The organism is Azonexus sp. MM2026_4, from assembly GCF_055901855.1.
The window spans coordinates 3,805,615-3,830,527 of record NZ_CM148380.1; the positions used below are offsets into that span (position 1 = coordinate 3,805,615).

At 59.2% G+C, this 24,913-nt stretch carries 24 protein-coding genes, 1 tRNA gene and 1 pseudogene; 14 read left to right on the forward strand and 12 right to left on the reverse strand.

Features of this window, described 5'->3' with window-relative positions; translation table 11 throughout:
- The first annotated feature begins 30 nt into the window (after positions 1-30).
- From AC0KWY_RS17950 to AC0KWY_RS18000, 11 genes are all read left to right on the forward strand, one after another.
- Positions 31-696, forward strand: a complete 666-nt coding sequence (locus AC0KWY_RS17950) for a fumarylacetoacetate hydrolase family protein (protein ID WP_474026847.1) — start codon at positions 31-33, stop codon at positions 694-696.
- Between the two features lie 10 nt (positions 697-706).
- Positions 707-2,053 carry an MATE family efflux transporter gene (locus tag AC0KWY_RS17955; RefSeq protein WP_474026848.1) on the forward strand — a complete coding sequence of 449 codons (1,347 nt, stop codon included), beginning with the start codon at positions 707-709 and terminating at the stop codon, positions 2,051-2,053.
- 134 nt (positions 2,054-2,187) lie between these two features.
- A complete protein-coding gene (sucC, locus tag AC0KWY_RS17960) occupies positions 2,188-3,348 on the forward strand; it encodes an ADP-forming succinate--CoA ligase subunit beta (protein ID WP_474026849.1) in 1,161 nt (386 codons plus the stop codon).
- An 11-nt stretch (positions 3,349-3,359) separates the two neighbouring features.
- Positions 3,360-4,253 carry a succinate--CoA ligase subunit alpha gene (gene sucD / locus AC0KWY_RS17965; RefSeq protein WP_205201932.1) on the forward strand — a complete coding sequence of 298 codons (894 nt, stop codon included), beginning with the start codon at positions 3,360-3,362 and terminating at the stop codon, positions 4,251-4,253.
- Positions 4,254-4,329: 76 nt separating this feature from the next.
- Positions 4,330-5,286 carry an ornithine cyclodeaminase family protein gene (locus AC0KWY_RS17970; protein WP_474026850.1) on the forward strand — a complete coding sequence of 319 codons (957 nt, stop codon included), beginning with the start codon at positions 4,330-4,332 and terminating at the stop codon, positions 5,284-5,286.
- A gap of 68 nt (positions 5,287-5,354) precedes the next feature.
- Entirely contained in the window at positions 5,355-6,188 is an 834-nt protein-coding gene (locus tag AC0KWY_RS17975; RefSeq protein WP_474026851.1) for a Stp1/IreP family PP2C-type Ser/Thr phosphatase, read from the forward strand.
- 14 nt (positions 6,189-6,202) lie between these two features.
- Complete coding sequence (locus AC0KWY_RS17980) at positions 6,203-6,886, forward strand: FHA domain-containing protein (protein ID WP_474026852.1); 684 nt, start codon at positions 6,203-6,205, stop codon at positions 6,884-6,886.
- A 285-nt stretch (positions 6,887-7,171) separates the two neighbouring features.
- Positions 7,172-8,350, forward strand: coding sequence for a glycosyltransferase family 2 protein (locus tag AC0KWY_RS17985; protein ID WP_474026853.1), 1,179 nt, complete (start codon positions 7,172-7,174; stop codon positions 8,348-8,350).
- Positions 8,340-9,341, forward strand: a complete 1,002-nt coding sequence (locus tag AC0KWY_RS17990; protein WP_474026854.1) for a hypothetical protein — start codon at positions 8,340-8,342, stop codon at positions 9,339-9,341. Before AC0KWY_RS17985 ends, AC0KWY_RS17990 begins: the two co-directional genes overlap by 11 nt.
- Positions 9,329-10,216: a hypothetical protein gene (locus tag AC0KWY_RS17995; RefSeq protein ID WP_474026855.1), complete on the forward strand. Its 888-nt coding sequence runs from the start codon at positions 9,329-9,331 to the stop codon at positions 10,214-10,216. Before AC0KWY_RS17990 ends, AC0KWY_RS17995 begins: the two co-directional genes overlap by 13 nt.
- Positions 10,213-10,791, forward strand: a complete 579-nt coding sequence (locus tag AC0KWY_RS18000; RefSeq protein ID WP_474026856.1) for a class I SAM-dependent methyltransferase — start codon at positions 10,213-10,215, stop codon at positions 10,789-10,791. Before AC0KWY_RS17995 ends, AC0KWY_RS18000 begins: the two co-directional genes overlap by 4 nt.
- Before the next feature lie 2 nt (positions 10,792-10,793).
- Here the strand turns inward: AC0KWY_RS18000 and AC0KWY_RS18005 are convergent, their stop codons facing one another.
- Positions 10,794-11,177: a GtrA family protein gene (locus tag AC0KWY_RS18005; protein ID WP_474026857.1), complete on the reverse strand. Its 384-nt coding sequence runs from the start codon at positions 11,175-11,177 to the stop codon at positions 10,794-10,796.
- Positions 11,178-11,196: 19 nt separating this feature from the next.
- On the opposite strand from AC0KWY_RS18005, the gene AC0KWY_RS18010 reads away from it, so the two are divergent.
- Positions 11,197-11,910, forward strand: coding sequence for a class I SAM-dependent methyltransferase (locus AC0KWY_RS18010; RefSeq protein ID WP_474026858.1), 714 nt, complete (start codon positions 11,197-11,199; stop codon positions 11,908-11,910).
- Between the two features lie 24 nt (positions 11,911-11,934).
- Positions 11,935-13,080 (forward strand): glycosyltransferase family 4 protein, encoded by a 1,146-nt coding sequence (locus tag AC0KWY_RS18015; RefSeq protein WP_474026859.1) that lies wholly within the window; start codon positions 11,935-11,937, stop codon positions 13,078-13,080.
- Between the two features lie 57 nt (positions 13,081-13,137).
- On the opposite strand, the gene AC0KWY_RS18020 is transcribed toward AC0KWY_RS18015, so the two are convergent.
- From AC0KWY_RS18020 to murJ, 11 genes and pseudogenes are all read right to left on the reverse strand, one after another.
- Positions 13,138-13,479: a prepilin-type N-terminal cleavage/methylation domain-containing protein gene (locus tag AC0KWY_RS18020; RefSeq protein WP_474026860.1), complete on the reverse strand. Its 342-nt coding sequence runs from the start codon at positions 13,477-13,479 to the stop codon at positions 13,138-13,140.
- Positions 13,480-13,839: 360 nt separating this feature from the next.
- A pseudogene (locus AC0KWY_RS18025) lies at positions 13,840-13,939 on the reverse strand (prepilin-type N-terminal cleavage/methylation domain-containing protein); the annotation flags it as partial.
- 218 nt (positions 13,940-14,157) lie between these two features.
- Entirely contained in the window at positions 14,158-15,621 is a 1,464-nt protein-coding gene (locus tag AC0KWY_RS18030) for a CYTH and CHAD domain-containing protein (protein ID WP_474026861.1), read from the reverse strand.
- 29 nt (positions 15,622-15,650) lie between these two features.
- Complete coding sequence (locus AC0KWY_RS18035; protein ID WP_474026862.1) at positions 15,651-16,880, reverse strand: hypothetical protein; 1,230 nt, start codon at positions 16,878-16,880, stop codon at positions 15,651-15,653.
- Positions 16,874-17,674 (reverse strand): outer membrane lipoprotein-sorting protein, encoded by an 801-nt coding sequence (locus AC0KWY_RS18040; protein WP_474026863.1) that lies wholly within the window; start codon positions 17,672-17,674, stop codon positions 16,874-16,876. The genes AC0KWY_RS18035 and AC0KWY_RS18040 overlap by 7 nt, the downstream gene beginning before the upstream one ends.
- Positions 17,667-18,884 carry an ABC transporter permease gene (locus AC0KWY_RS18045; protein WP_474026864.1) on the reverse strand — a complete coding sequence of 406 codons (1,218 nt, stop codon included), beginning with the start codon at positions 18,882-18,884 and terminating at the stop codon, positions 17,667-17,669. Before AC0KWY_RS18045 ends, AC0KWY_RS18040 begins: the two co-directional genes overlap by 8 nt.
- The gene (locus AC0KWY_RS18050) at positions 18,881-19,555 is read right to left on the reverse strand and encodes an ABC transporter ATP-binding protein (protein WP_474026865.1); all 675 of its coding nucleotides are present in this window, start codon (positions 19,553-19,555) and stop codon (positions 18,881-18,883) included. Before AC0KWY_RS18050 ends, AC0KWY_RS18045 begins: the two co-directional genes overlap by 4 nt.
- A gap of 11 nt (positions 19,556-19,566) precedes the next feature.
- The gene (locus tag AC0KWY_RS18055) at positions 19,567-21,489 is read right to left on the reverse strand and encodes a bifunctional diguanylate cyclase/phosphodiesterase (protein ID WP_474026866.1); all 1,923 of its coding nucleotides are present in this window, start codon (positions 21,487-21,489) and stop codon (positions 19,567-19,569) included.
- A gap of 8 nt (positions 21,490-21,497) precedes the next feature.
- Complete coding sequence (locus tag AC0KWY_RS18060; RefSeq protein WP_474026867.1) at positions 21,498-22,160, reverse strand: transglutaminase-like cysteine peptidase; 663 nt, start codon at positions 22,158-22,160, stop codon at positions 21,498-21,500.
- Between the two features lie 12 nt (positions 22,161-22,172).
- Positions 22,173-22,802 carry a YbhB/YbcL family Raf kinase inhibitor-like protein gene (locus AC0KWY_RS18065; RefSeq protein WP_474026868.1) on the reverse strand — a complete coding sequence of 210 codons (630 nt, stop codon included), beginning with the start codon at positions 22,800-22,802 and terminating at the stop codon, positions 22,173-22,175.
- Between the two features lie 14 nt (positions 22,803-22,816).
- On the reverse strand, positions 22,817-24,367 hold the full coding sequence (gene murJ / locus AC0KWY_RS18070) for a murein biosynthesis integral membrane protein MurJ (RefSeq protein WP_474026870.1): 1,551 nt from the start codon (positions 24,365-24,367) through the stop codon (positions 22,817-22,819).
- 230 nt (positions 24,368-24,597) lie between these two features.
- Between murJ and AC0KWY_RS18075 the strand changes: the two genes are divergently transcribed.
- A tRNA-Thr gene (locus AC0KWY_RS18075) sits at positions 24,598-24,673 on the forward strand.
- Positions 24,674-24,913: the final 240 nt, after the last annotated feature.

Genomic DNA, 24,913 nt, shown 5'->3' on the forward strand with positions numbered 1-24,913 from the left:
TTTTTCTTTCCTCCTCATTCTCAACCGAGCTTGCCGGTCATCGGTAGCGATCGGCGGTTTCCGGTCCGGCGGATTTTTTGCGTTGGGCGCAACTATGCCGATCACGCCCGTGAAATGGGGGCGCTGGCCCAGGCCGCAGGGCTTGAGCCGCCTTTCTTCTTTAGCAAACCGGGCGATGCGTTGGTCGGTGGCGAAGGCGAACTGGCGGTGGCCTATCCGCCCATGACCCGGAATCTGCATCACGAAGTCGAGTTGGTGGTGGCGCTGGGGGCCGGGGGGAGCAATATCGACGTCGCGGCGGCGCCCGGCCTGGTGTTTGGCTATGGCGTCGGGCTCGACCTGACGCGCCGCGATTTGCAGGCGCAGGCCAAGGAAAAGGGATATCCCTGGGATATGGGCAAGGGTTTCGACCAGTCCGCGGTGTGCGGTCCGCTGGCGCCGGTCGCGCAGGTCGGGCATCCGGCAAGCGGCGCGATCTGGCTCAAGGTCAACGGCGAGTTCCGGCAACGGGGCGATCTGGCGCAGATGGGCTGGCAGGTCGCCGCGATCGTCGCCAATCTGTCTACACTGGTGCGCCTGGAGGCCGGCGACCTGATCTACAGCGGAACGCCGGCCGGTGTCGGCCCGTTGCAGCGTGGCGATTGCCTGGAGGGCGGCGTGGACGGACTGCCGGGATTGCGCGCGCGCATCGTCTGAAACGCGCTGAATGTCGTCGATGCTGAGCGCAATGCGCAGCCTGGCAGCGCATGCCTTGCCCATCCTCGTCGCCCAACTGGCGTCGATCGGCATGATGGTGGTCGATACGGCGATCCTCGGTCATGTGTCTTCCGCCGACCTGGCGGCGGTGGCGATCGGCGGCGGCATTCACGTATCGCTGGTGTTCGGCCTGGTCGGCATAGTGCAGGCGGTGGCGCCAGTGGTTGCGCACTTGCATGGTGCGCGCCGGGATGGCGAGGTGGCTGGTATCTTGCAGCAGGGTTTCTGGCTGGCGCTGCTGCTCTCTCTGCCGGGGATCGTCTTTTTGCGCGCTCCCGACTTCGCGCTGGCGCCTTTCGCCATGGATGTCGAAGTGGCTGACAAGGTTCGCGAGTATCTCGGCTGGCTTGCCTGGAGTCTGCCGGCGGCCTTGCTCTACCGGACCTTCTATGCCTTCTGCAATGCGCTGGGGCGGCCCCGGGTGTTGATGGGGATCGGCCTTGTCGCGCTTGCCCTGCATGCCATGCTGGCCTGGGGGTTGGCACTGGCCGGTTGGGCCGGCAGGCCGCTCGGGGTTGCCGGTTGCGCCGTGTCGAATGTGACCGTCGGCTGGCTGGCTTGCCTGGGGGCCGCGGCCTGGCTGCATTTCGGCGAACTGGGGCGGCGCTACCGGCCGTTCGCCGGCTGGCAGGCGCCTCGCTGGAAAACCTGGCGGGAACTGCTGCGCATCGGTTTGCCGATGGGTTTCTCCAATCTGGTCGAAATCACGGCGTTCACCCTGGTCAGCCTGTTTGTCGCCGGGTTGGGGGCGACGGTCGTCGCCGGGCATCGCATCGTCGCCAATTTGTCGGCACTGACCTACATGCTGCCGTTGTCGTTGGCGATTGCGTGCATGGCGGCGGTTGGGCAGGCCCTAGGAGCGCGAGATTTTCCGGGCGTTCGCGCGCTGGTGCGGGCGGGGATGGCGATGGCGGCGATCGGCTCGCTAGCCGTCGGGCTTTTGCTGTGGCTCGCCGCCTTTCCGCTGGTCGCTGCCTACACCGACGATGCGGCAGTGCGGGCGGTCGCTTTGGGTCTGATCGGTTATGTCGCGGTCTACCAGTTTTTCGATGCCTTGCAGACGATTGCCGGACATGTCCTGCGTGCCTACCGGGTGACCTTCGTACCGATGCTGATCCAGACCTTCTGCTTCTGGGGGATTGCTCTGGGCGGTGGTGCCTGGCTCTGTTATCGGGCGCCGACGCCGCTCGGCGTTGCCGGCTTCTGGCTGGCGGCGGTGGTCAGCCTGGTGGCGGCAGCGGCCCTGTTGCTGCCCCTGCTCTGGCGTGTGATGCGCTGGGCGGAAGAGGTTTCGTAATTATGAATTTCGGCGCGCAATAATTTATTGCGGCTGTGGTAACATTTTCGGTTCAAAGAAGTAGAAACGGACGGCGCAGGGGGGATGTTGACGTCGTCCAAACCTCACAACTCAACTCAACGCAAGGAAAGCGCATGAAAATTCACGAATATCAGGGCAAGCAAATCCTGAAGAAATTCGGCGTTACGGTTCCGCGCGGGATTCACTGCACAACCGTTGACGACGCGGTCAAGGCAGCCGAAACCCTGGGCGGCAAGGTCTGGGTCGTCAAGGCGCAGATTCACGCTGGCGGCCGTGGCAAGGGCGGCGGCGTCAAGGTCGCGACGTCTCTGGAAAAAGTGCGCGAATACGCCAGCCAGATTCTCGGCATGCAGCTGATCACGCACCAGACCGGCCCGGAAGGCCAGAAGGTCCGTCACCTGCTGATCGAAGAAGGCGCCGACATCAAGCACGAGTACTACGTTGCCGCGTTGACCGATCGCGCTACCCAGTCGGTGGCGATGATGGCCTCCTACGAAGGCGGCATGGACATCGAGGAAGTCGCCCACAAGACCCCGGAAAAGATCGTCAAGGTCTTCATCAACCCGCTGGTCGGCCTGACCGACGAGCAAGCCCTGGAACTCGCCAAGGGCATGGGCATGAATGAAGCCTCGATCCCGCAGTGCGTCGATACGCTGAAGAAGCTGTATACCTGCTACATGGAAACCGACGCTTCGCTGGCCGAAATCAACCCGCTGATCCACGAAGGCGACGGCACCGTCAAGGCGCTCGACGCCAAGTTCAACTTCGATTCGAACGCCCTCTACCGCCAGCAGGAAATCGTCGCCATGCGCGACCTGGACGAAGAAGACGCCGACGAAATCGAAGCTTCCAAGTTCGACCTCGCCTACATCTCGCTCGACGGCAACATCGGTTGCCTGGTGAACGGTGCCGGCCTGGCCATGGCCACCATGGACACGATCAAGCTGTTCGGCGCCGAGCCGGCCAACTTCCTCGACGTCGGCGGCGGTGCGACGACCGAGAAGGTCACCGAAGCGTTCAAGATCATGCTCAAGAACACCAAGGTCAAGGGCATCCTGGTCAACATCTTCGGCGGCATCATGAAGTGCGACACCATCGCCACCGGCGTCGTCGCCGCGGCCAAGGAAGTCAATCTGTCGGTGCCGCTGGTCGTCCGCATGAAGGGCACCAACGAAGACCTGGGCAAGAAGATCCTCAAGGATTCCGGCCTGCCCATCATCTCTGCCGATTCCATGGCCGAGGCCGCCACCCAGATCGTTGCCGCGGTCAAGTAAGGAGCTAGCGAATGTCTATCCTGATCAACAAGAACACCAAGATCATCACCCAGGGCATCACCGGCAAGACCGGTCAGTTCCATACGGAAAAGTGCCAGGAGTATGCAAACGGCAAGGAATGCTTCGTTGCCGGCGTGAACCCGAAGAAGGCCGGCGAGTCGATCTTCAACATCCCCATCTACGCTTCGGTCAAGGAGGCTGCCGCTGAAACCGGCGCCACCGTCTCCGTCATCTACGTGCCGCCCGCCGGTGCTGCCGCCGCGATCTGGGAAGCCGTCGAAGCCGACCTCGATCTGGCGATCTGCATCACCGAAGGCATCCCCGTCCGCGACATGCTGATGGTGCGCAACAAGATGAAGGAAAAGGAAGCCAAGGGCGGCAAGAAGACCCTGCTGCTCGGCCCGAACTGCCCTGGCCTGATCACCCCGGACGAAGTGAAGATCGGCATCATGCCGGGTCACATCCACCGCAAGGGTCGTATCGGCGTGGTTTCCCGTTCCGGCACGCTGACCTACGAAGCCGTCGGTCAACTGACCGAACTGGGCCTCGGCCAGTCGTCCGCCGTCGGTATCGGTGGTGACCCGATCAACGGTCTGAAGCACATCGACGTCATGAAGATGTTCAACGACGATCCGGATACCGACGCCGTCATCATGATCGGCGAAATCGGCGGTCCGGACGAAGCCGAAGCCGCCCAGTGGTGCAAGGCCAACATGAAGAAGCCGATCGTCGGCTTCATCGCTGGTGTCACCGCGCCGGCCGGCAAGCGCATGGGTCACGCTGGTGCGTTGATCTCCGGCGGTGCCGATACCGCCGATGCCAAGCTCGCCATCATGGAAGAGTGCGGCTTCAAGGTGACGCGCAACCCGTCTGAAATGGCCAAGCTGCTGAAAGCGATGCTGTAAAATACGCCGCAAGCTCAACCGGAAAGGCGGGCCGCGTGCCCGCCTTTTTTTTGCCCGATCGCTGGAGAAAACAAGCGTGGCAGTATTTCTTTCGGAACATGATGTCAGGCAGGTGCTGACCGTGGACATGGCGCTGGCCGCCGTCGAATCGGCGCACCGCGACCTCTCGCTCGGTCAGGCGCTCGATACTCCGCGCCAGCGCAGCCGGCTGCCGCAGACCGTGTTGCACATCCTGCAGGGCGCGCTGCCGGCGCAAGGCGTGATCGGTTACAAGGCCTATACCAGCAACCGCTCCGGTAACCGTTTCCTCGTCCATCTGTTCGATGCGGCGAGCGGTGTCCTGCTGGCGATCATCGAGGCCGACTATCTCGGCATGATGCGCACCGGCGCCGCCAGCGGTGTTGCGGCGCGCTGGCTGGCGCGACCCGACGCGACGGTGGCCGGCGTCTTCGGTAGTGGCTGGCAGGCTGAGGGGCATGTCAGAGCGATCTGCGCCGCCTTGCCGATCGAACTGGTCAAGGTGTGCGGGCGTCAGCCAGACAAGCTCCGGGATTTCTGCGCCCGCATGAGCGAGGCGACCGGCCGGCGGGTCGTCCCCGCCGCCGATGCGGAAGACGCCGTGCGCGACAGCGACCTGCTCGGTACCGTCAGCAGCGCTGCGCGGCCGCTGTTCGAAGCCGACTGGCTGCGACCGGGAACCCACGTCAACGCCGCCGGTTCGAACGCGCTGATTCGCCAGGAACTGTCCGAGGCAGCCGTTCGCCGCTGCGAGCTGATCGTCGTCGACGCCGTGCCGACGGCGCTGGCCGAAGCTGGCGATCTGCTGCCCCTGCTGGAAAAGGGGCGCCTGCATCCCCGGCAACTCATTGAATTGGGCGACATCATCGTCGGCCGCCATCCCGGGCGTCGCGACGCGGATCAATTGACCCTGTTCGAGTCGCAAGGAATGGCCATTCAGGACCTGGCGCTCGCCCGCCGGGTGCTGGATGCCGCGCTGGCAGCGGGCCTGGGCCGGGAATTGCCGCTACAGTGAGTTTGACCGGTGACGAGGCAATCCTGATAATACGCCGGCATGAGGCGAAGGGAAGGAACGAAAAGGAAATGCAGACGCCCGACGAACGGACGATGCAGCACGAAGTGCTGGATGTGGCAATGCGCAGCGATCCCGGCATGGTGCGTTCGCATAACGAGGACGCGGTGTTCGTCGATGCCGAGCTCGGTCTTGCCGTTCTTGCCGATGGCATGGGCGGCTACAAGGCCGGCGAGGTGGCGAGCGGCATGGCGACGACCCTGCTGGCCAACAGTTTTTCCCGGCTGTTGGTCGGCCCAGGCGCCGATCCCGAATTGCTCCGCCGCCCCGAACAACTGATCCATGATGAAATCTGTGGCACCAACGCCGCCATCTTCAATGCCTCGCAAAACGAACCGCAGTATTCGGGCATGGGAACCACCCTGGTTTTTGCGTGGTTCCTGGGGCAGCGACTCTATCTCGCCCATGTTGGCGACTCCCGCGCTTACCGGTGGCGCAATCAGGACCTGCTGCGCCTGACTAAGGATCACTCGCTGCTCCAGGAGCAGATCGACAGCGGTACGATCAGCCTGGAGGAGGCGCGTTACTCCGCCAACCGCAACCTGGTGACCCGGGCGCTCGGCATCGAACCGGAAGTCGAGGTCGACATCGCCGTCCACGAATTTGTCGAAGGCGATCTGCTATTGCTCTGCTCGGATGGCTTGAACGACATGCTCAGCGATGACGAGATCGCCGAAATCCTGGATCAGCATGCCGATTGTCTGGCAACTGCGGCCGAGTGTCTGATCGAGCGGGCCAACGACGCTGGCGGGCGCGATAATGTTTCGGTCATACTGGTCCGCATGCCCGGTATCGGCGTGGCAACGGGCGGCTGGTGGCACAGGCTGCTGGCAAAACTCAAGTAAGCGAGGGGAAGAAGATGGCGAAACTGATCCTTTCCATGGACGGTCTGGTACTCAAGGAAATCCTGCTGGACAAGGAGCGTCTGACGATCGGCCGCAAGCCACACAATGACATCCAGATCGACAACCTGGCCATTTCCGGTGAGCACGCCGTCGTCGTCACCATCCTCGAAGATTCCTTCCTCGAGGACCTCAACAGCACCAACGGCACTCTGGTCAACGGGCAGGCAGTGAAGAAGCACTTCCTGCGCAACCACGACGTCATCGAGCTCGGCAAGTACCGTCTCAAGTACCTCACCGATGCCCAGGCGCAGCCGACGGAAAGTGCAATTCCTGGCCGTGTCGCGCCACCGAAGACACCCGCGGAACTGGCGCTGGCGCCGAGTGGCGAGCCGACGCGATCCAATATCGGCACCACTTCCCGCCCAACGGCGCTGCCGCCAGCGGCCATTCAGTTACTCAACGGGCCCAATGCCGGCAAGGAACTGATGCTGCAGAAAACCCTCACCACTCTCGGCAAGCCGGGCACCCAGGTCGCCGTCATCGCCCGTCGGCCGCATGGCTACTTCATTACCCACGTCGAAGGCACCGTCTTCCCCATCCTCAACGGCGAGACGCTCGACACCCAGGCGCATCCGCTGGGCGATCACGATGTGATCGAAATTGCGGGGACCAAGATGGAGTTTTTTTTCAAGGCTTGAATATTTTGATGCCGCTTTTAAAGGTGGGGCGGCTCTGTTGCTAACTATTTTTTTTCGCCAAACATCTTTTTATTCAGTGCTTGGGGGCTGGGTTTCTAGCTCTATCAGGTGCCTGCGTGTGGAGATTGAAAAATGCCATTTTTCAGCGCGCCACAATATATTGCCATCACTTTTCTCGAGCGGTGGGTAAAGAGCTACTATTCCTTTTGGTATTTTAGGTTATGTATTGGGGTTAATTAGTCCCCGTATTATGTATATTATGAATTTCAGTCCGTCAAAAACTAGATGATTGATTCTGAAACTGAGTGCTGTCTTACTATCCTGATGCCCTGCCTTAACGAGGCAGAAACTCTTGGTGCATGTATTAAAAAGGCACAGGACAGCATTGTAAGATTGGGTGTTTGCGCAGAAATTTTGGTGGCCGATAATGGTTCAACAGATGGCTCACAGGATATTGCGCGTTCGCTTGGCGCTCGGGTAATCCAGGTGAAAGAGCGCGGTTATGGATCTGCTTTGCGGGCCGGAATTTTCGCTGCATCAGGTAAATATATTATCATGGGTGACGCGGATGATAGTTACGCATTTGACGCGTTAGAGGATTTTTACAATAAGCTCAGAAATGGGAAACAATTGGTGATGGGAAATCGCTTTCGCGGTGGTATATCTCCCGGAGCCATGCCCCCGTTGCATCGATATCTAGGAAATCCTGTATTGAGCTTTATTGGGCGTCTTTTATTTCGTATCTCTATTGGCGATTTTCATTGCGGGCTAAGAGGTTTTCAGCGCGATGCGATTTTGAATTTAAAGTTGAAAACCAGTGGTATGGAGTTCGCAAGTGAAATGGTCATTAAATCTTCGATGGCTGGTTTAAATATTTGCGAGGTACCAACTACGCTCAAGCCCGATGGTCGTAGTCGTCCGCCGCATTTACGAAGTTGGCGTGACGGGTGGCGACACTTGCGCTTCATGCTGTTGCATTCTCCAAGATGGTTGTTTGTATATCCTGGCATATTTCTTTTTTTAGTGGGTATGTTGGGGAGTTTTTGGGTGCTGCCAGAAATGCGTGTTGTAACAGGTATTGGCTTTGATATCCATTCGCTTCTCTATTTTTCTGCAATTGCCTTGGTCGGCATGCAGTTGGTTTTTTTTGGCCTTCTTGCACGGTGCTCGGGAGTTCGCCTTGGAATTTTGCCAAGTTCGCCAATGACCTCTTGGATGCTTGAGAGGTTTCGCTTGGAATTCGGGCTTATGTTTGCATTTGCATTTCTGGTTGCAAGTGGGGGGCTTGCGTGGCAAACATTTGCTGGTTGGGAAATAGTCGGGTTTTCAGCACTCGACCCGCGTGAAACTATGCGCCGCGCAATTCCAGCAGCTATGTTGGCTATTTCCGGCGTGGAGATACTTTCAACTAGCTTCTTGTTAACGTTTTTGCAGTTTTCTCAAAAAGCTGAGCATGAACGATAACAGAAATTTTCATTATACTTCCTGTGTGATTTATACAGTGCTTTGCATGGTATGGATTGCTAAGGTCGGAATTGGGTTTACTTGGGATTATTACCACTACCATTTGTATGTGGCTCATGCTTGGTGGCAGGAGCGTCTTCCAGAGGAGCTTTTTGCCGCTGGTGCTCAAAGCTATCTTAATCCTTTTCCCCACCTTCCATTTTATTTTGCCTATCTCACCGGAGCTAGTACGTTTTTAGTTTCGCTACTGATGGCTTGTCTTCATAGTATAAATTTGTGGTTGTTGCATTTCATTTCCTGCCAGCTTGTTACGCCGAATACTAGGCTTGCGCGATTGGCTGTTTTTTGCGCCGTTGTGCTAGGTTTTTTGAGTCCAGGATTCTTGTTTGAGGTCGGAGGGAGCTATGCGGATATTATTACATCCATGCCTGCGCTAGGTTCTTTGGCAATCCTACTGCTGTTTTTGAAAAACGAGGAGAGAGATTCTGACCGAAAACTCGTTTATTGGGCTGGTCTCCTGAGTGGTATTTCGATGGGGCTGAAGCCGTCTTCCTTGATGTTTTGCATTGCTGTTTTTTTGGCAACGCTTTTTGTGCTTCGCGAAAATAGGTTATCTTTCGCTTGGCAAGCAGTTTTGTCGGCAATTGTTGGTGCTGTGCTAGTTGGGGGCGGGCATGCGTGGATGCTCTGGGATGCTTTTTCTAATCCAGTCTTCCCATTATTCAATGGGTATTTTTCCTCTGACTGGTTTTTCCCGGTCAACATCGTTTCTGAGAGATTTCGCGCTGATAGTTGGCGCGATTTTCTACTGCTTCCGCTTAACATGGCGGATAGCTCACAGCGTGCCGGGTTTGAGTCGATGACGGTAGATATCCGGCCAATGTGGCTAGTTGGCTTGGTGATGGTGCTAATTGCTTGGAAGTTCTGGCGACATATTTCTGGGCAACTCGGAGGGGGGGGGCTCCTTCCGTTCAACGCATGTTTTGGATAGTTTTTCTGTTATTCGCTCCCCTTTGGGCGTACAGCAGCAATAACATTCGCTATGCAGTGCCATTTCTGCTTTTGTTAGGCCCGGCTATTTCCCTGTTGGTGATGAAGTTGGAGACTCGACGTCCTTTTTTTCCCATGGTTGTATTGCTGCTACCGATTGTTGCTCAAGGGGCCCTGGCATCCAATCTAAATACGCCAAATTTGGCTGAAACTGATCGGTGGGGCTGGGATAATCCTTGGATCAGTTTTTCGGTGCTGCCGCCTTTGAATCAAAAGCCGGCTTATTATTTGTCGCTGCAACGGCTTTCTTATGGGAGTTTTGCCTTGTTTTTTCCTCCCGAATCCCGTTTTTTTCATTTGGAAGGGTTCTCCCCCGATGGCAAAGTATTTCGTTCAGTTCAAACTCTTGCTGAGTCTAATGGTTTGGAGATTCGTACCCTGCGGGTTTTAACAAGAGAAGGTCTTGCTTATGCTATTGATGAACAAAATGCTCGTTTGTCCGATTATGGCTATCGTGTCAAGGAGAGTGACTGCCAGATGATAAAAACGTCAGAATATGGTCTGGAATTAGTTAGTTGCGGTGTCGAGACAGCCCCGCCGCTGGAAGATGCTGAGCGCTTTAAGCGAAAGTTGATAGATCAGCGTATCGATTATTGGGAAAAAAAATGTCCAAGGGTATTTTCCCCCCCCGGTCAGTGGAGCACACAGACGGCGAGAAACCGTGTCCGCTTCTATCCATCTAGCGATTTTGTTATTTCTGAAAAAAATTCCGAACTCATTGCGTTGACGGGTTTCAAGAGTAACGCTGTTGTTCGCTTGGAAAACTCCAAGGGGGAACGATTGCTGGCGACCTGCCCTGAGATTAACCCGGAATGAATCCCTATCGTATCCGAACTTGGTCGCATATTTCTGCACTACTACGCGAGGTAGATTCTCCGAGTGATATCCTCGATTTCGGTGCTGGCGATGGGTGGTTTGCAGGGCAAGTGAAAAGCCTTCTCCCGGAGTCCGGTGTTGTTGCTGTTGATGTCGTAGCTAGAAAAAATGCTCTGTTAACTCCGGTCATTTATAAGCCGAAAGATCCGCTACCGTTCGCGGATAATTCGTTCGATCTGTCGTATGCTATCGATGTTTTGCATCATTGCCATTCTCCCGAGTTCTATTTGCAAGAGTTGATGCGGGTCTCTCGTCGTTACATACTGATCAAAGACCACATTTGCAGGAATCGATTAGATTTTTTGATGCTGTTTGTGCTTGATGAATTGGGTAATCGGCGCTTTGGCATTCCGTCGCCGGGGAATTATCAGCGTGGCTGGCAATGGGGGAGGACTCTCGAGAAAAACGGCTGGCAGCAGCGTAGGTTGACTTGGCCGTGTGAGTCTCATTCCGGGTTGCTTGGTGCGGTGACAAATCACCTTCAGTATGTTTCTCTTTATGAATACAATAAGTAGGCTCACCGGGAGGATTTGAAGCTTAGTTTTCCGTGTGCAAAATAGTTTATTGCCAACATTAATATCGCTATAGCTGCGCTGGATAGTAGGTAGTTTATGCCGAGAATATCTACGCAAACATACATGAGTCCAAGGCTAAAAATAATGCTCGAGAAAGAGACGACTATGTATCTGCTGTATTCAAGCCACCAAAGTTTTTCTCGCGAGCCGAATGTCCAACTTCTGTTCAGCCTCCAGCCAAGTGAGTTTGCAATAATAATTGACAGGCACATCGAAACAAGATAATGCCATCCGAAAATCTCTGTTCCCAAGTATAGGGTGAGTAAATTACTTGAAAAACAGAGGCCTCCGACAAGAGCGAATCGCGTAAACCGTTTGTTCGTCATTTCAGTTTATCCGGGAATAATGCAATATCACACTCATCGGGCTGATCCACCGTTCTGGCGTCATGATGCCTACAGCTTACGGAAGTTGAGCAGCGCTATCGCCAAGTGTATCCGGCAAGCCAAGCAATTAGGATATCTTCAGGCGGGGAGCATTATTGTTGACTTGGGCTGCGGGGATGCGCCATACAAGCAGATGTTGACCGAGAGTGGGGCCAAATATATCGGCTGTGACATATCCCCCGGTCCTCATGCCGATGTCTTGTTGGAGGATGGTGGTGTCGTACCTCTCGACGCGAACTCGGTGCCATGTGTTACCTCGTTTCAGGTGTTGGAACATGTCTGGGATATTGATGCCTATTTGGGCGAGTGTCGCCGCTTGCTTTCTGATGACGGTCTCCTGATTCTCTCAACTCACGGGAGTTGGCTATATCATCCGCACCCCACGGATTTTCGTCGCTGGACTTTGGATGGGCTGCAGCGGGAGTTGTCGAGTCGTGGATTTTCTGTCGTCAGCACTTGGTCGATCGTTGGCCCGTTGGCTTGGACGACACAATTTCGAACCCTGGGGTATCACAATCTGTTGGGCTATCTCGGGTGGCCGGGAAAGTTGCTTTCTGCTTTGCTTTGCTTGTTCATGTATCTAAGAATGAGTTTTGAAGACTGCATTACCCCGGAAAGTATAAAGCGAAATAATGCATCGACTTATTTGGTACTGGCGCGCGTAGCCGGCTAGGAAGCTGAAAATACTTTCCTTGATATGAATCCTCTTTCCCAAAAGCCTAGATTGTTGCTTTTGACGCATTATTTTCCTGCGCACAGGGGCGGGGTCGAGATTGTTGCCGGGCAGCTTGCTGCGCGTCTTGTCGATGACTTTTCGATAAGCTGGCTGGCTGCCGATTGTGATTCTCCACCAAAAATCGTGGGGCTCCGCTGCCAGCCCCAGCGTGCCTGGAATGACCTGGAAAGGTATGGGTTGCCATGGCCGCTTTGGTTTTGGCAAGGCTGGAAAAATCTAAGTGCTGCGATCCGGGCTAGCGACGTTCTCCATGTCCATGATTTCATTTATCCCTCCCATCTTGTGGCGATTTTTCTGGCTTCAAGGCAAGGTAAGCCGGTGCTTCTGACGCAGCATATCGGGGAGATTGCCTACCGGAATCGCGGGCTGCGCTGGCTTTTGAAGGCTGTTAACCGGACCTTCGGGCGCTGGGCGCTGGCTTCTGCGACCCAGGTAGTATTTATCAGTCCGCGCGTAAAGCGAGAGTTCGAAAAGTTCGTCGATTTCTCACGCGTGCCTTTATATTGGGCAAACGGCGTCGATAATCGAACATTTTTTCCGGTTGACGACGAGGCTCGTCTTTTGCTGCGAAAGCGATATGACTTGGACCTAGAGAAGCCGCTGATTCTGTTTGTTGGAAGATTTGTCGAGCGAAAAGGGCTTGGCTTGCTGGAGAGTATGGCAAGGAGCAGGCCGGAATGGCAGTGGTGTTTCGCTGGCTGGGGGGCTCTTGATCCTGAGGCTTGGGGGATTCCTCAGGTGCGGGTTTGGCACAGTCTTCAAGCTGAGGAGCTTGCCGGCCTCTATCAAATGGCAGACCTATTGATTTTGCCGAGTTATGGAGAGGGGTTTCCTCTTGTGGTTCAGGAGGCGCTGGCTAGTGGAACTCCTGTGCTCATCTCCGAAGAGACCGCTGCGGGAGGCCCAGAGATTCCTGGTGGTATCACGTCAATACCCCTCGATCCTGGTAAGCCAGATGTCGCTGCCTGGTTGGCTGCGATTGATTGCTTGCTTGAGAGTGGTGCGGCTAATTTTTGGCGGCGGACGGCGGTGGTAGACAGATATTCTTGGGGTTGGGATTCGCTTGCTGTCCAATACGGAAATATGTTGAAAAGCCTCATAAAGTAAGTGCTGTCCGCCATCCTGTACGAGGGCTAATGTCTGGCAAGGGCAGTACTTGTTTGTTTAGAATGTGCAGTTGCCGCTTTGATTGCTGCACTGAAATATCGTGCCTCCCGAGTCTTTCGCGGTAAATGTTGTGTTTCCCGCAGATAAAAAAGTGTTGGAAACGTAGCTGGTGCTGGCGCAGGTTGCAGGGGTGTAAGCAGGCATCATGTCGATGCTAGCGCTTGCTGTTGCGGCTATAGCGCTGCGCATTACGTGTGTTGCTTCCGCCAGGCAAGAATTTTTTTTGGCTTTGTCGACGTAGTCGTTGTATTGCGGTACGGCAATCGCGGCCAGGATGCCAATGATGGCTACGACAATCATCAACTCAATCAGGGTGAAGCCGGACTGGGTTTTTGTCATAAGAATTCTCCTCTATCCTGAGGCCAAAAAATAAATAGGTTCGGTGCTGGGAAAAAACAAAGCCCCAGCAAGCTAAGCTGAGGCTTTGTGAGGGACCAGAGGGGGGTGTTCACCCTCTGTTTTTTGTCCTTGGCTTTGCTTAGTAAGAACAGGAGGCGCTGGCGGTGCAAGTAATGGTCTTGTCACCAGGCGCTTTTGCCCCAACAGTAAAATCGGGAGTGGCGGAGGTCAGTGCGTTACATGCTTTAGCGGTTACAGTTGGTTTGCTTGCAGAAACGGAGCCTTCTGACACCCACACCAAGATGGCGCCGGAATAAGCCTTCGCTTCCGCAAGGCAGGCGTTATTGGCAGCCTTCTTCGTGTAGTCCTGATACTGCGGCAAAGCGATGGCGGCAAGAATGCCGATGATTGCCACAACGATCATCAGTTCAATCAGTGTGAAACCTTTTTGTGCTTTCATTTCATTCTCCTGGGTGTGATTAAACGGAAAGCCCGTTGTTTGAACTAAAGCGTTTTTTGTGCCAGGAGTGGGATTTTTGGGTAATTGATTGATTTCTTGGCTATTGTTTTTTTTTGACGGCTATCGGTGGTGCTGAGAGGTTTTTTTGTGACGAATTTCGTCAGTCGGTGTTGCTGAAAAAAGTCATTCGGAATGGCCGGTCAATGTGCTTTTGGCGCCTATCGTTCGGAGTTCCTGAGCCAAGCTCGCAGCATTGCTGGGATATTGGCAACGAGAATTTCTTGTCGGCCAGCAACCCAGCCATGGACAACGGTAACGTTTTTTTTCCCAAAAGCGTCGTCTGTCAATAGTTGCGCAGTCACCTGATCATTGATCAGTCCCAGCGCTTCCTGTAGTCGGCTCAGCGTTTCCAGGTAGCGCTTCATCTGTCGGCTCGGCAACAGCGGCGTCATGAATTCCAGCGCATAACGCAGTTTCTTGAAGCGCAGGCGCATGATGTGGCGTTGGGTGTCGTCGAGTTCGTCGTAGCGCTCGGCCATCTTGCGGACGCTGCGGGTATGGGCGGCGATGCGTTCGCTGGCGAAGCGCTTGAGCGGGGTGTCCACCGTGTCGCTCAGTGCATGCACGGCAGCCGTGAATTCGACCATCAGGCGCGGGTATTCCTTGACGCTGAGCAGGCTGGTGATGGCTCGGCGTGCTGCTTTGACGCGGCGGCGGGCTTCGTTGTGCAGACGATGGACATCGGGGTGGTGCGGAAAGGCAGCGGCGATCGGCGGTAGGGTCTCTTCCAGGAAGACATCCCAGTTGCGTGCTTCGCCCAGCGCCCCGGCCAGCGTCTGCCAGCTCTGGCCATAGGCGGCGACGAAGTTTTCCGGCAGGACCGGGGCGAAGAGCTTGATTGCTGAACGCAGGCGGCGCAGGGCGACGCGGGCCTGGTGAATGAACTCCGGTTCGCCGCCGGCGAGCAGGCCGGCTTCGTTGCGCTGGAAATGTTCCAGGCAACCGAGGGCGATGGTGCGGAAGGCTTCGACCGGGGTCTGCTCGGCATGGATGGGTAGCGGTTTGGCGCGGAAGGGCTGTTCGGGTTCGTTGCGGAACAGCCGGTATCCCCGCTCTGCCTTGCTGGCCACATCGGGGTGAAGCGTGACATGCTGCTGCAGTTGCCGGGTCAGTTCGAAGATGTCCTCGACGCGCCCGGAGATCAGTTCGAGCTCGACTTCGCAGATGCCGGTGCTGCGTTCTTTGGCGGAAATCCTGCCACGGTCCAGCGCCATTTCGATCAGCGAGTCGCCGCAGGCAATTTGCCAGGCCTGGCGCCGGAAGTCGGTGGTGAAGACAGGTTCCAGACGGTCGCGGGCATCGTCGAGCAGGCTGCGCAATTCCGCGTTGTCGACATGGGCGAAGTCGAACTGGCCCGGCGTGGCCGGAATCTCCCATTCGTTGCGGATGGCCAGTCCGCCACTGGCGGGCTCGGCGGATTTCACCGTCTGCAGCCATTCCCAGCCCTTCTTGCGTAAGCGTAGGGCGATGCGGCGCTGGCGCAGCGTTAGTTCAGGTGTGTCGTAGTAGGTGTTGAGCAAGTCCAGTTTCTGGCTGCCAAGTCCTTTCAGGCGTGGGTGGGCCAGAAGTTTGCGGACATGTCTGGCTTCCAGTCGCAGCTTGAGTTCAATTTCAGTCGCCATGGTTGCTCTCAGGGAATGCGGTCAGCGCTTTACCAGATGGGACAGGACAACTGGACCCACGCCATGTAGCGCTCCGGCGCCCGGGCATAGACCGAGTCGCTGGCTCCGCCGAGGTGGCGGACGCCGCCGCTGATCTTGAAGCGATTGCCTTCGTAACTGCCGCCCAGCGTGGTGACCAGGCCGCCGTCGGTCGGCGTGTTGAGGAGTTCGAGATAGGGCTTGAAGCCGTCGCCGTTGTCGTAGGCGACACGGAACAGCGCGTTGTCGCGATGGACGTTGACCTGGGTGTAGGCATTGGCCGACCAGGCCAGGTTGGCGTTGAAGAGTGGTGCCGGGGCCAGTGCCGCGTTCAGGTGCTGACGGGCGACCAGGGCGTCGAGCCGGCGCCAGTCGGACTTGCGGTAGGCTTCGCCGTCGTGGAAGAGTTCGAGCAGCGCGCTCCAGCCGGAAACGCCGGTCCACTGGGCGCCAACCACGCTCTTGTTGGCATGGTCGCCGGCTTGCCGGACGAGGGGCGAGGTCAGCGCGAAGGTGCCGCCGGTTTCACCGAGCGTGTTGATCGTTTTGAGATAGCGGTGGCTGTACAGGGTGGCGCCGTAGATCGACCATTCGTCGCCGATCACGCGGTTGGCGCCGAAGCCGGCTTCGAACTTGCGCGTCCGCGAGAAGCGGGCGACGGCATGCAGGTCGTCCTTGTCGTCAACCTTGTACCAGCGGAAGGCGAGCGCTTCGTCGTCGCGGTCGCGCTTGTCGCCGCCCTGGCCGGGCTGGGTCCAGACTGCGGTCCAGGCCTGGTCGGCGGTGAATTTTTCGATGGCCAGCAGCGGAATGCCGACCAGTATCGGGTCGGTGACGCTACGCCGGTTCTCGCGCTGGACGACGTCGAGCGGACGGAAGGCAAAGCCGATGCCCCAGGTGAGGACCTTCTTGCCGATGGTCCAGGCCAGTCCATCGCCGAGCGCGCTGTCAAAGTAAAACTGGTTGAGGTCGGCGCGCAGTCGGTCGGCTTGTCCCTGGCGGGTTTCCCAGCGCAGCGTTGCATCGCCGGAAAAGCCCCGGCCTCGGTAACGCAGGGCGACTTCCTGGTTGGAGTTCCAGCCGCCGGGCATTTCCGGGCGGCCGGCTGCGAAATAGGGGCTGCCGCGATCGGCCTCGTGGTATTCGGGGGTGACCCGCAAGGTGGCGTTGAACTCGTCGGCCAGGGCCGGTGTCATGCCGAGCGAGAGCGCGGCGAGCAGGGAAAGGGGCTTGGTTACCATTCGGCGAGCGAGTTGCGAACGAGGGCGGCTGGGTTGAAAAGTTCGTCCGGTGCTTCACGGGCAGTGAGCTTCCGGTAATGAACGACGGTGTGGCGGGTGGTCTGGATGTGATCGAAGAGCAGCATTGCGCCTACCTGACGCCGCCCTTGAACCGGCTGTTCGAAGTACCAGGCTTCCTTGGCCTTCTTGCCGGAGCCCATGATCAGGTCGGCCTTGACCGGAAACTTGCTGTTCTTTTCCAGGAACAACTCGATTTTGGCATAGGTGACGCCACTGCGCAGCGCCTGCAATTGAAGGTGCAGGCAGGTGCCGGCAGCAACGCGACCGGGGACGTCGGCAATTTCCGGGGGTTTGGGGCAGTCGGCTTCTTCGCCGACGCTGCCGTCGTAATCCTCATGCCAGGACATCTCGGCGATGTCGCCGGTCGATGCTTCGCCAAGCAGCTTCTGGTTGGCGGTGATACGCAGTGGGCGCTGGCTGTCGGGGACGAAAAGCCAGAAGTTGTCACCCAGCATCAGTACCTTCTGGCCGAGTTCGGAGGCTGTTTTCATCAGGATCAGCGAGCGTCGCCCGGGCTTGATGTAGACGGTGTAGTCGCGCTCCTTGTCGAGTTCGCCGCGCCGGTATTGTTCGACCCGGGTCTCGACGCGCGCCGAAGCAGCCGGCAGCCGATAGCTGTCGGCCTTGCGCAGCAGCGTGTCGATATCGCCGGCGGTGGCGCTGCCTGCCGTTGCGCCGAGGAACAGCGCGAGCGTGGCTTGAAGAAGGAGAGACGGTGGGTGGCGTTCAGACATGGCCGAGGGCATCCACGATGGGTTTGTTGGCTGCGCGCCGGCTTACCGTCCAGGCTGCTGCCATGCACAGCAGGATGATCAGTGTGTTGGTAACCAGCGTCAGGGTCGGCGAACCGGCGACCAGCAGCGGGTAGCCTTCCGAGCGGCCGGGCGGCGGCGGCATCTGCAGGTGGAGGTACGGCAAGGTCCAGATCACGGCGGCGGCTACCAGGTTGCCGATCATCACGCCGGCCAGACCGATGATGCCGCCCTCGCGGACGAATTGGGCGATGATTTCGCGCGGGTGGGCGCCCAGCGCGCGCAGGGTGCCGATTTCGCGGGTCCGCTCGACCACCGCCATGGCCAGGGTGTTGATCACCGAGAAGAGGACGAGGGCGATGATGATCATGCCGAGCAGGCCGAAAATCCGGTTGTACAGTGCCCGTACCGAGTGATAGTACTGGGCCTGTTCCCACCAGGGCATGTAGGCATGCTCGCCGTCGTAGGCGGCCAGCGTCTCGAGCATGGCGGGGACCTTGTCGAGACGGTGCATGAACACCGACAGGGTGCTGATCTTGTCGGTCATCAGGAGATTCTGGGCGGTCTGGATGTCGGAGAAGACGAGGCGTTTATCGACCTCGCTCCAGCCGGTGGAAACCAGCGCCGCAACTTCGACGTCCACCGCGTTGATGCCGCCGGTGGCGGCCGTCGTGCCAATCAGCGTCAGTTGCGAGCCGACCTTGGCGCCGAGATTGCGGGCGAGGGCGACGCCGAGCAGGATTTGCGGCAGTTGGTGGGGTTCGCCCTGCGGAATGGCGCCGTCGCGGACGACCAGGAAATACTTGCGGACGGCTGCCTCGCGGGCGAGTTCGGCGCCGGTGCCGAGGAAGATCAGCGATTTGTCGCCGTTCGAGATCAGGCCGGAATAATTGATCCGCGGCAACAGCGTGGCAACCTCCGGGTTCTTTTCAAGATATTCCGCGACGCGATTGTCCTGCAGCATGCCGAACTGCATCGGCGTTTCTTCTTCCTTGGCGAAGAAGGACTTGTCGGCGACCGTGATGTGGCCGAATTCGCGGGAAGCGCCTTCGATCAGGATGTCGTAGGTCCACAACGCAAAGCCGCCGGCGATCAGGATCGAAGCGCAGCCGACGGCGGCGATGAAGATGGTGACGAACGAGCGGCGCCGGTTGCGCAGGACGTTCTTCCAGGCCAGCAGGATGTGATTCATGCGATCACGCCGTCCTGCATGCTGAACACCTTGTCGCAATGTCGGGTCATGCGGTCGTCGTGGGTGGCGATCAGGAAGGAAGTGCCGAGTCGGTGGCCAAGGCTTTTCATCAGTTCGACGATGTGTTCGGCGGTGTCGGTATCGAGGTTGGCGGTCGGTTCGTCGGCGATGACCAAGAGCGGCGCCTTGACCAGCGCCCGGGCAATGGCGACGCGTTGCCGCTGGCCGCCGGAAAGCTGGTCGGGTTTGCGATCGGCGAAACCGCTCAGGCCGACCTTGTCGAGGATATCAGAAACCAGCGCCCGCCTTTCGGCTTTCGGGACGTTGTTGAGCAGCAGCGGGTATTCGACGTTATCGAAGACGCTCATCACCGGCACCAGATTGTAGTTCTGGAAGATGAAGCCCATGCGTTTGCGCCGGATTTCAGTACATGCCGCCTCGTCCAGTTCGCTGATGTCCTCGCCGGCCAGCCGGTAGCTGCCGCCGTCGATGCGGTCGATCAGGCCGCAGATGTTGAGCAGCGTGCTCTTGCCGCTGCCCGAGGGGCCGCGGATGGCGGCAAAATCGCGGGTCTGGAGTTGCAGATCGACGCCGCGCAGCGCGGAAATCTGGTTGTCGCCGATGCGATAGTGTTTGACGACCTGATTCAGTTCAATGACGGGGTGTTCCATGCTGCTCCGGTTCAAGGCTGGCTGTGGCGCGGGATCGCCGGGCCGGTGGCGCCGTCGAAGCCGAGCGCCGGCAGGGCGGCGAGTTCTTCCGCCGTCGTTACACCTTCGGCGATGACGGTGAGGCCGATATTGTGCGCGATATTGCAGACGCCCTTGAGGAAGGATTGATTGCCCGCCTGGGTGTCGATGCCGCGAATGAAGCTGCCATCGACCTTGAGGTAGTCCAGGCCAATGTCGTGCAGGCGGCCGACCTGACTGAATTGCCGACCGAAATGCTCGATGCCGAGGCGGCAGCCGAGCGGTCGCAGTTCCCGGGTGAAGGCGACGAAGGCGTCGAAGTGCTGGAAGGCGCCATTCTCAGCGACCTCCAGCCAGAGCCGGGAAGCCAGTTCGCTGCGGCTGGCGATCAATTTCTGCAGCCGTTGCCGGAAGCTGGCGTCGAGCACCGATTCGCCCGACAGATTCACCGCGACGGCGCTGGTGCCTGCGGCCAGGCGGTCGAGGGCAAGGCTGACGGCGGCCAGGTCGAGCTCGCAGGTCATCGCCAGTCGGGAAGCGACCGGCATGAAGCTGCCGGCGGCTAGCCACTCGCCGTTTTCGGTGGTCTGCAGGCGCAGCGGGCATTCGAGATGCAGCAGGTCGCCGGTGCTCTGGTTGACCGGGAAATCGACCAGGCGCAGGCGGTGGGATTCGATCGCGCTTTCCAGCAGCTTGCGCCAGTCGGCGCTGTTGTGGGCGCATTGCACGGCTTCTCCTTCGGCGCAGCGACAGGCGATGCCGCCTTCGCCCTCGGCCGCGGCGATTGCCGCATCGATCCGGGAGAGCAGGCCGGGCAGGTTTTCGCCGTGGTGGTACACGCCGTTGCCCAGATGCCCCACCTGTTGTCCGTCGAGCAGGCCGCAGGCAACCAGGTTGCGCAGCAGTTCGAGCAGGTGGTTACTGGCCGCGGTCGGGTCGCTGTCGCCGGGCAGCAGGAGGGCAAAGTCGGAACCGTTGAGACGTGCCGCAGCCGCCCGCGGATGTCCTTCACTCAAGGTGCTCAGGGCGCTGCCGATCTGCCGCAGCACCTCATCGGCCGTCTGCCGGCCGGCGCGCCGGTTGAGGCCGGTAAGGTCGGCCAGGCGCAGCATGACCAGGCTGCCTTGGGCCGGCGCGTCGTCGTCGCTCAGCGCGGCAGCGAGCTGGTTCATGAAATAGCCCCGGTTGGCCAGGCCGGTGAGCGGGTCCTGCGTCGCTTCGCGGCGGACTTGCTCAAGGCGGGCGGCTTCTTCCTCGAACATCGCCTTGACCCGCATCACCATCGAGTTCATCGCCCGGGCCAGGCTCTTCAGCTCCGGCGTCGCCGGTTCGGCGATGCGGACGAAGCGACGTTCGCCGATCGCTTGCGCCTGGCCGACCACGGCGTCGAGCGGGCGCTTGATGCGGCGCAGGATCTGGGTGCCGAGGAGACCGGCGGCGACGCCGCCGAAGCCGAACCAGAGCAGCAGGCGGAAGGCGCCCTGCCACAATTCGCGGTAAGCAAAGCGGCTGTGGCTGACCAGTTCGATGGTGCCGAACTGGCTCCAGCCGGACGACACCTGGGCCTGGCCGGGTGGCGAATGGATCGGGAAGAGGCTGACGAACCAGGTGGGAACTTCGCCGACGCTGGGCGGGCTGGTCTTTTCGATCATCGTCTTGCCCTCCGGGTCGCGCACCCGGACCAGTGCGTACTGGCCGCTGTCGAAAACCGCGGCGACCTGCAGTTCGACGGTGACCGGGTCCTTTTCCATTTGCGACATTGAAAGGGCGAGCGTGGCGGCGTTGTCGTTGTTCTTGATCGCCAGTTGCTGCTCGAGATAGTCGCGGGCTGTCACCATGCTGACGACGAAGCTGCCGGCAAAGGCCAGGATGGTGATGGCGATGACCGCCAGCCAGAGTTGTCGGAACAGGGACATGCGTTACCTCACTGGAAACCTTCGGCCCGGGCGCGCGCCAGCAGATCCTGCCAGCGGGAGAGATTGCTCCCGCTGGTCTGGTTGCCGGTGCCTTGCCAGAGGCCTGCACTGTTGAAACTGAAAACCGGGGAAAGATCGTAGCGCTGCGACGCCGGCAGGATGCGCTTGTTCAGGTTGTCGAGAACGAGCGGGTCGGCATTCGGCTTCGGGTAGTAGGCGAGCACCATGTGGGCCTGCTGGATCGAGCCGCCGCCGCCGGCGATTTCCTGCGTGGCGCGGACATAGACCAGGCGCAGCTTGTTCACCGGGACACCGAGTTCGAGCAGGGAGAAATACTTGGCGATCGAGAAATCCTCGCAGTCGCCACGTCCCTGCGCCATCGTCTCGAGCGGCGTCGCCCAGTAGTCGCGCTGGCCCCAGAGAGAAAAGTCGTCGTCGAAAGCGATGCGCCGGTTGAAGAAATCGTTGACCTGTTCCACCTTGTCGCGCTCGCCGCCGCGGCTGGCACTGGACAGCATCTGCCGCCATTCGCCGAAGACGATGTCGGAAATCTGGCCAAAGCGCGCCGAGAAGGACTGCTGGATGCGCTCCAGGTTGAGGCCGAGCGCCGAGCCCGCCCCGATCCAGGCCAGCAGGAGCAATATCGGCAGGCGCAGCGGCGGGCGGGTCATGGTGCTCGCGGGCTATCCCGACAGGCTCGGATTCAGGGTGTAGGTGCCGGTGAGCGAGGCTTCGGCCAGAATGTGTCCCTGTATTGCGGCGAGCACTTCCGGTCCGCCGAAGCGGCCTTGCAGCGGCAGTTTTTCGATATCCAGCGCATATACGGTGAAAACGTAGCGATGGACGATTTCGTCGTTCCACGGCGGGCAGGGGCCGTCATAACCGTAGTAGTCGCCGTTCATGTCGTGGTCGCCGGCAAACCAGTCGGTGTAGTTGTTGATCCCCTGGCGCGCGCCGTGCGCGGCCTGCGGACCGGGTTTGCCGCGCGGCGTCACGGCGTGGCTGAACTCGCCTTCTTCGACGGCGGTCAGCGTCGCCGGCAGATCGACCAGCACCCAGTGGAAGAAATCGACGCGCGGCAGGGCGGCGGGAATCGTCCGCCCTTCCTGGTTCACATCGTCGCCCCGGCTGGGAACGTCGGGGTCATGGCAGATGAGGGCAAAGGCGCGAGTGGCGGGCGGTGCATCCGGCCAGCTCAGTTGCGGGTTGCGGTTGCGGCCGAGGCAAACATGGTGGGCCGGATCGGGCATGCAAAAGGCATGGTCGCCGGGGATGCGCTGGCCGTCCGCAAAACTTGTGCTGGTCAGTTTCATGAGCTTGTCTCCAGTCATTCGGCGGCCCGGCGCTTGAAGTCGCCCAGGCGGAAACCGAGAATCCATAGTGTAGCGAAATATGTTGTTGCGCCAACAACTACCAGCATCGCCAGGTACAGGACCCGCGCTCCCAGGGTCATGCTCAGCCAGGCTTCATCTGGTCCCATGCTCAGCCACAGGGCCGTTCCCATGAGCGCCAGGGCGACCGCCAAGCGGATGAAGAAAACCGGCCAACCCGCCTGGGGTGTATAGATGGCGCGCTGGCGCAGGCCGCGGAACAGCAGGCCGGCATTCAGGCAGGCGGCCAGCCCGATCGACAGCGCCAGTCCGGCATGGGCAATCCAGCCGATGAAGGCGAGGTTCATCGCCTGCGTTGCGACGAGCGAGATCAGGGCGATCTTCACCGGTGTGCGTACGTTCTGTTGCGCATAGAAGCCCGGGGCGAGCACCTTGACCAGGATCAGTCCGGTCAGGCCGACCGAGTACGCGACCAGCGCCCGGCGCGTCTGTTCGACGTCGTCGGGGGTGAATGCGCCGTGGTAGAACAAGGTGGCCACCAGCGGTACCGCCAGGATCGCCAGCGCCAGCGCGGCCGGCGCGGCGAGCAGGAAAGTCAGGCGCAAGCCCCAGTCGAGCAGTCGCGAATATTCGGCCGAATCCCGACGGGCGTGCGAACGCGACAGCGAAGGCAGAAGTATGGTCCCCAGCGCGGCGCCCAGCATGCCGGAGGGGAATTCCATCAGACGGTCGGCGTAATACAGCCAGGACACGCTGCCGGTCTGCAGGAACGAAGCGAAGATGGTGTTCAGCAGCAGGCTGATCTGCGCCACGGAAACGCCGAGCAGAGCCGGCAGCATCAGGCGGGTGATGCGGCGGACGCCGGGATCGCTCCAGGCTTCGCGCCAGCGCAGGGTTGGGCGCGGCAACATCGAGATTCTGCGCAAGGCCGGAAACTGGATCAGCAGTTGCAGGAGGCCGCCAATGAAGACCGCCCAGCCCAGTGCCAGCACCGGCGGGTCGAAATAGGGGGCGGCGAACAGGGCCATCGCGATGAACGACAAGTTCAGCAGCACTGGCGTGAACGCCGGCAGCGCAAAGCGGCTCCAGGAATTGAGGATGCCGCCGGCGAGCGCTACCAGCGACATGAACAGGATGTAGGGAAAGGTGATTCGCGTCAGCGTCACCGTCAGTTCGAACTTGTCGGGCGTCGCGGCGAAACCCGGTGCCGATATCCAGACCAGCCAGGGAGCGGCGGCAATACCGAGGGCCGTGACCACGAACAGGATCAGCATCAGGATGCTGGCCACATGGTCAACCAGGAGTCGGGTTTCGTCCGCGCTGCGCTGGTTGCGATACTCGCCGAGAATCGGTACGAAGGCCTGCGAGAAGGCCCCCTCGGCAAACATGCGCCGGAGCAGGTTGGGGAGCTTGAAGGCGATGAAGAAGGCGTCGCTGGCCAGGCCCGCGCCAAAGGCTCGGGCGATGACGAAATCCCGGACGAAGCCGAGGATGCGGGAAAGCAGGGTCATGCCGCTGACCGTGGCCAGCGTGCGCAGCAGATTCATGTGTGTTCAGCCTTGTTGCCTGAAGGCAGGAGGGAAAGCTATAATTCTACGCTGTGCTCTCCGCCAGGGTGAGTGATGCCTTTGTGACGCGGTTGTCGGGTTGGCGATTCGTAAGCGGATCAGTCATGCTATGATGCCGGGCCTCGAAGGCAAGCAGTGCAAGGCTTTCGGGCCGCCAGCCGTCTGATGGCCAGGCAGTTCAGACACGATTTAAACAAGTTTTGGTTCAAGCCGCTTTAGCTCAGTCGGTAGAGCAGTTCATTCGTAATGAAAAGGTCGCCAGTTCGATTCCGGCAAGCGGCACCACTTGATGTGAGAAGGCCACCCCTAACCGGGTGGCCTTTTTGCTGTGGCGCGCCGGACTGGGCGCACTTGGCCGGCGGCGAATGACCTCGGTTCGCCCGGAATGCGGCGACGTCCATGTGGTTTCGCAAGGTTACGTCCGTGCTCGCGCAGAGGCGCGGGTGGCGCTGCTGCAGCGTGACATGGCCTTGCCCCCGGCCGGAATTGGCGACGGTTTCTCCGTCAGCTTGTCCGTTGCAACGA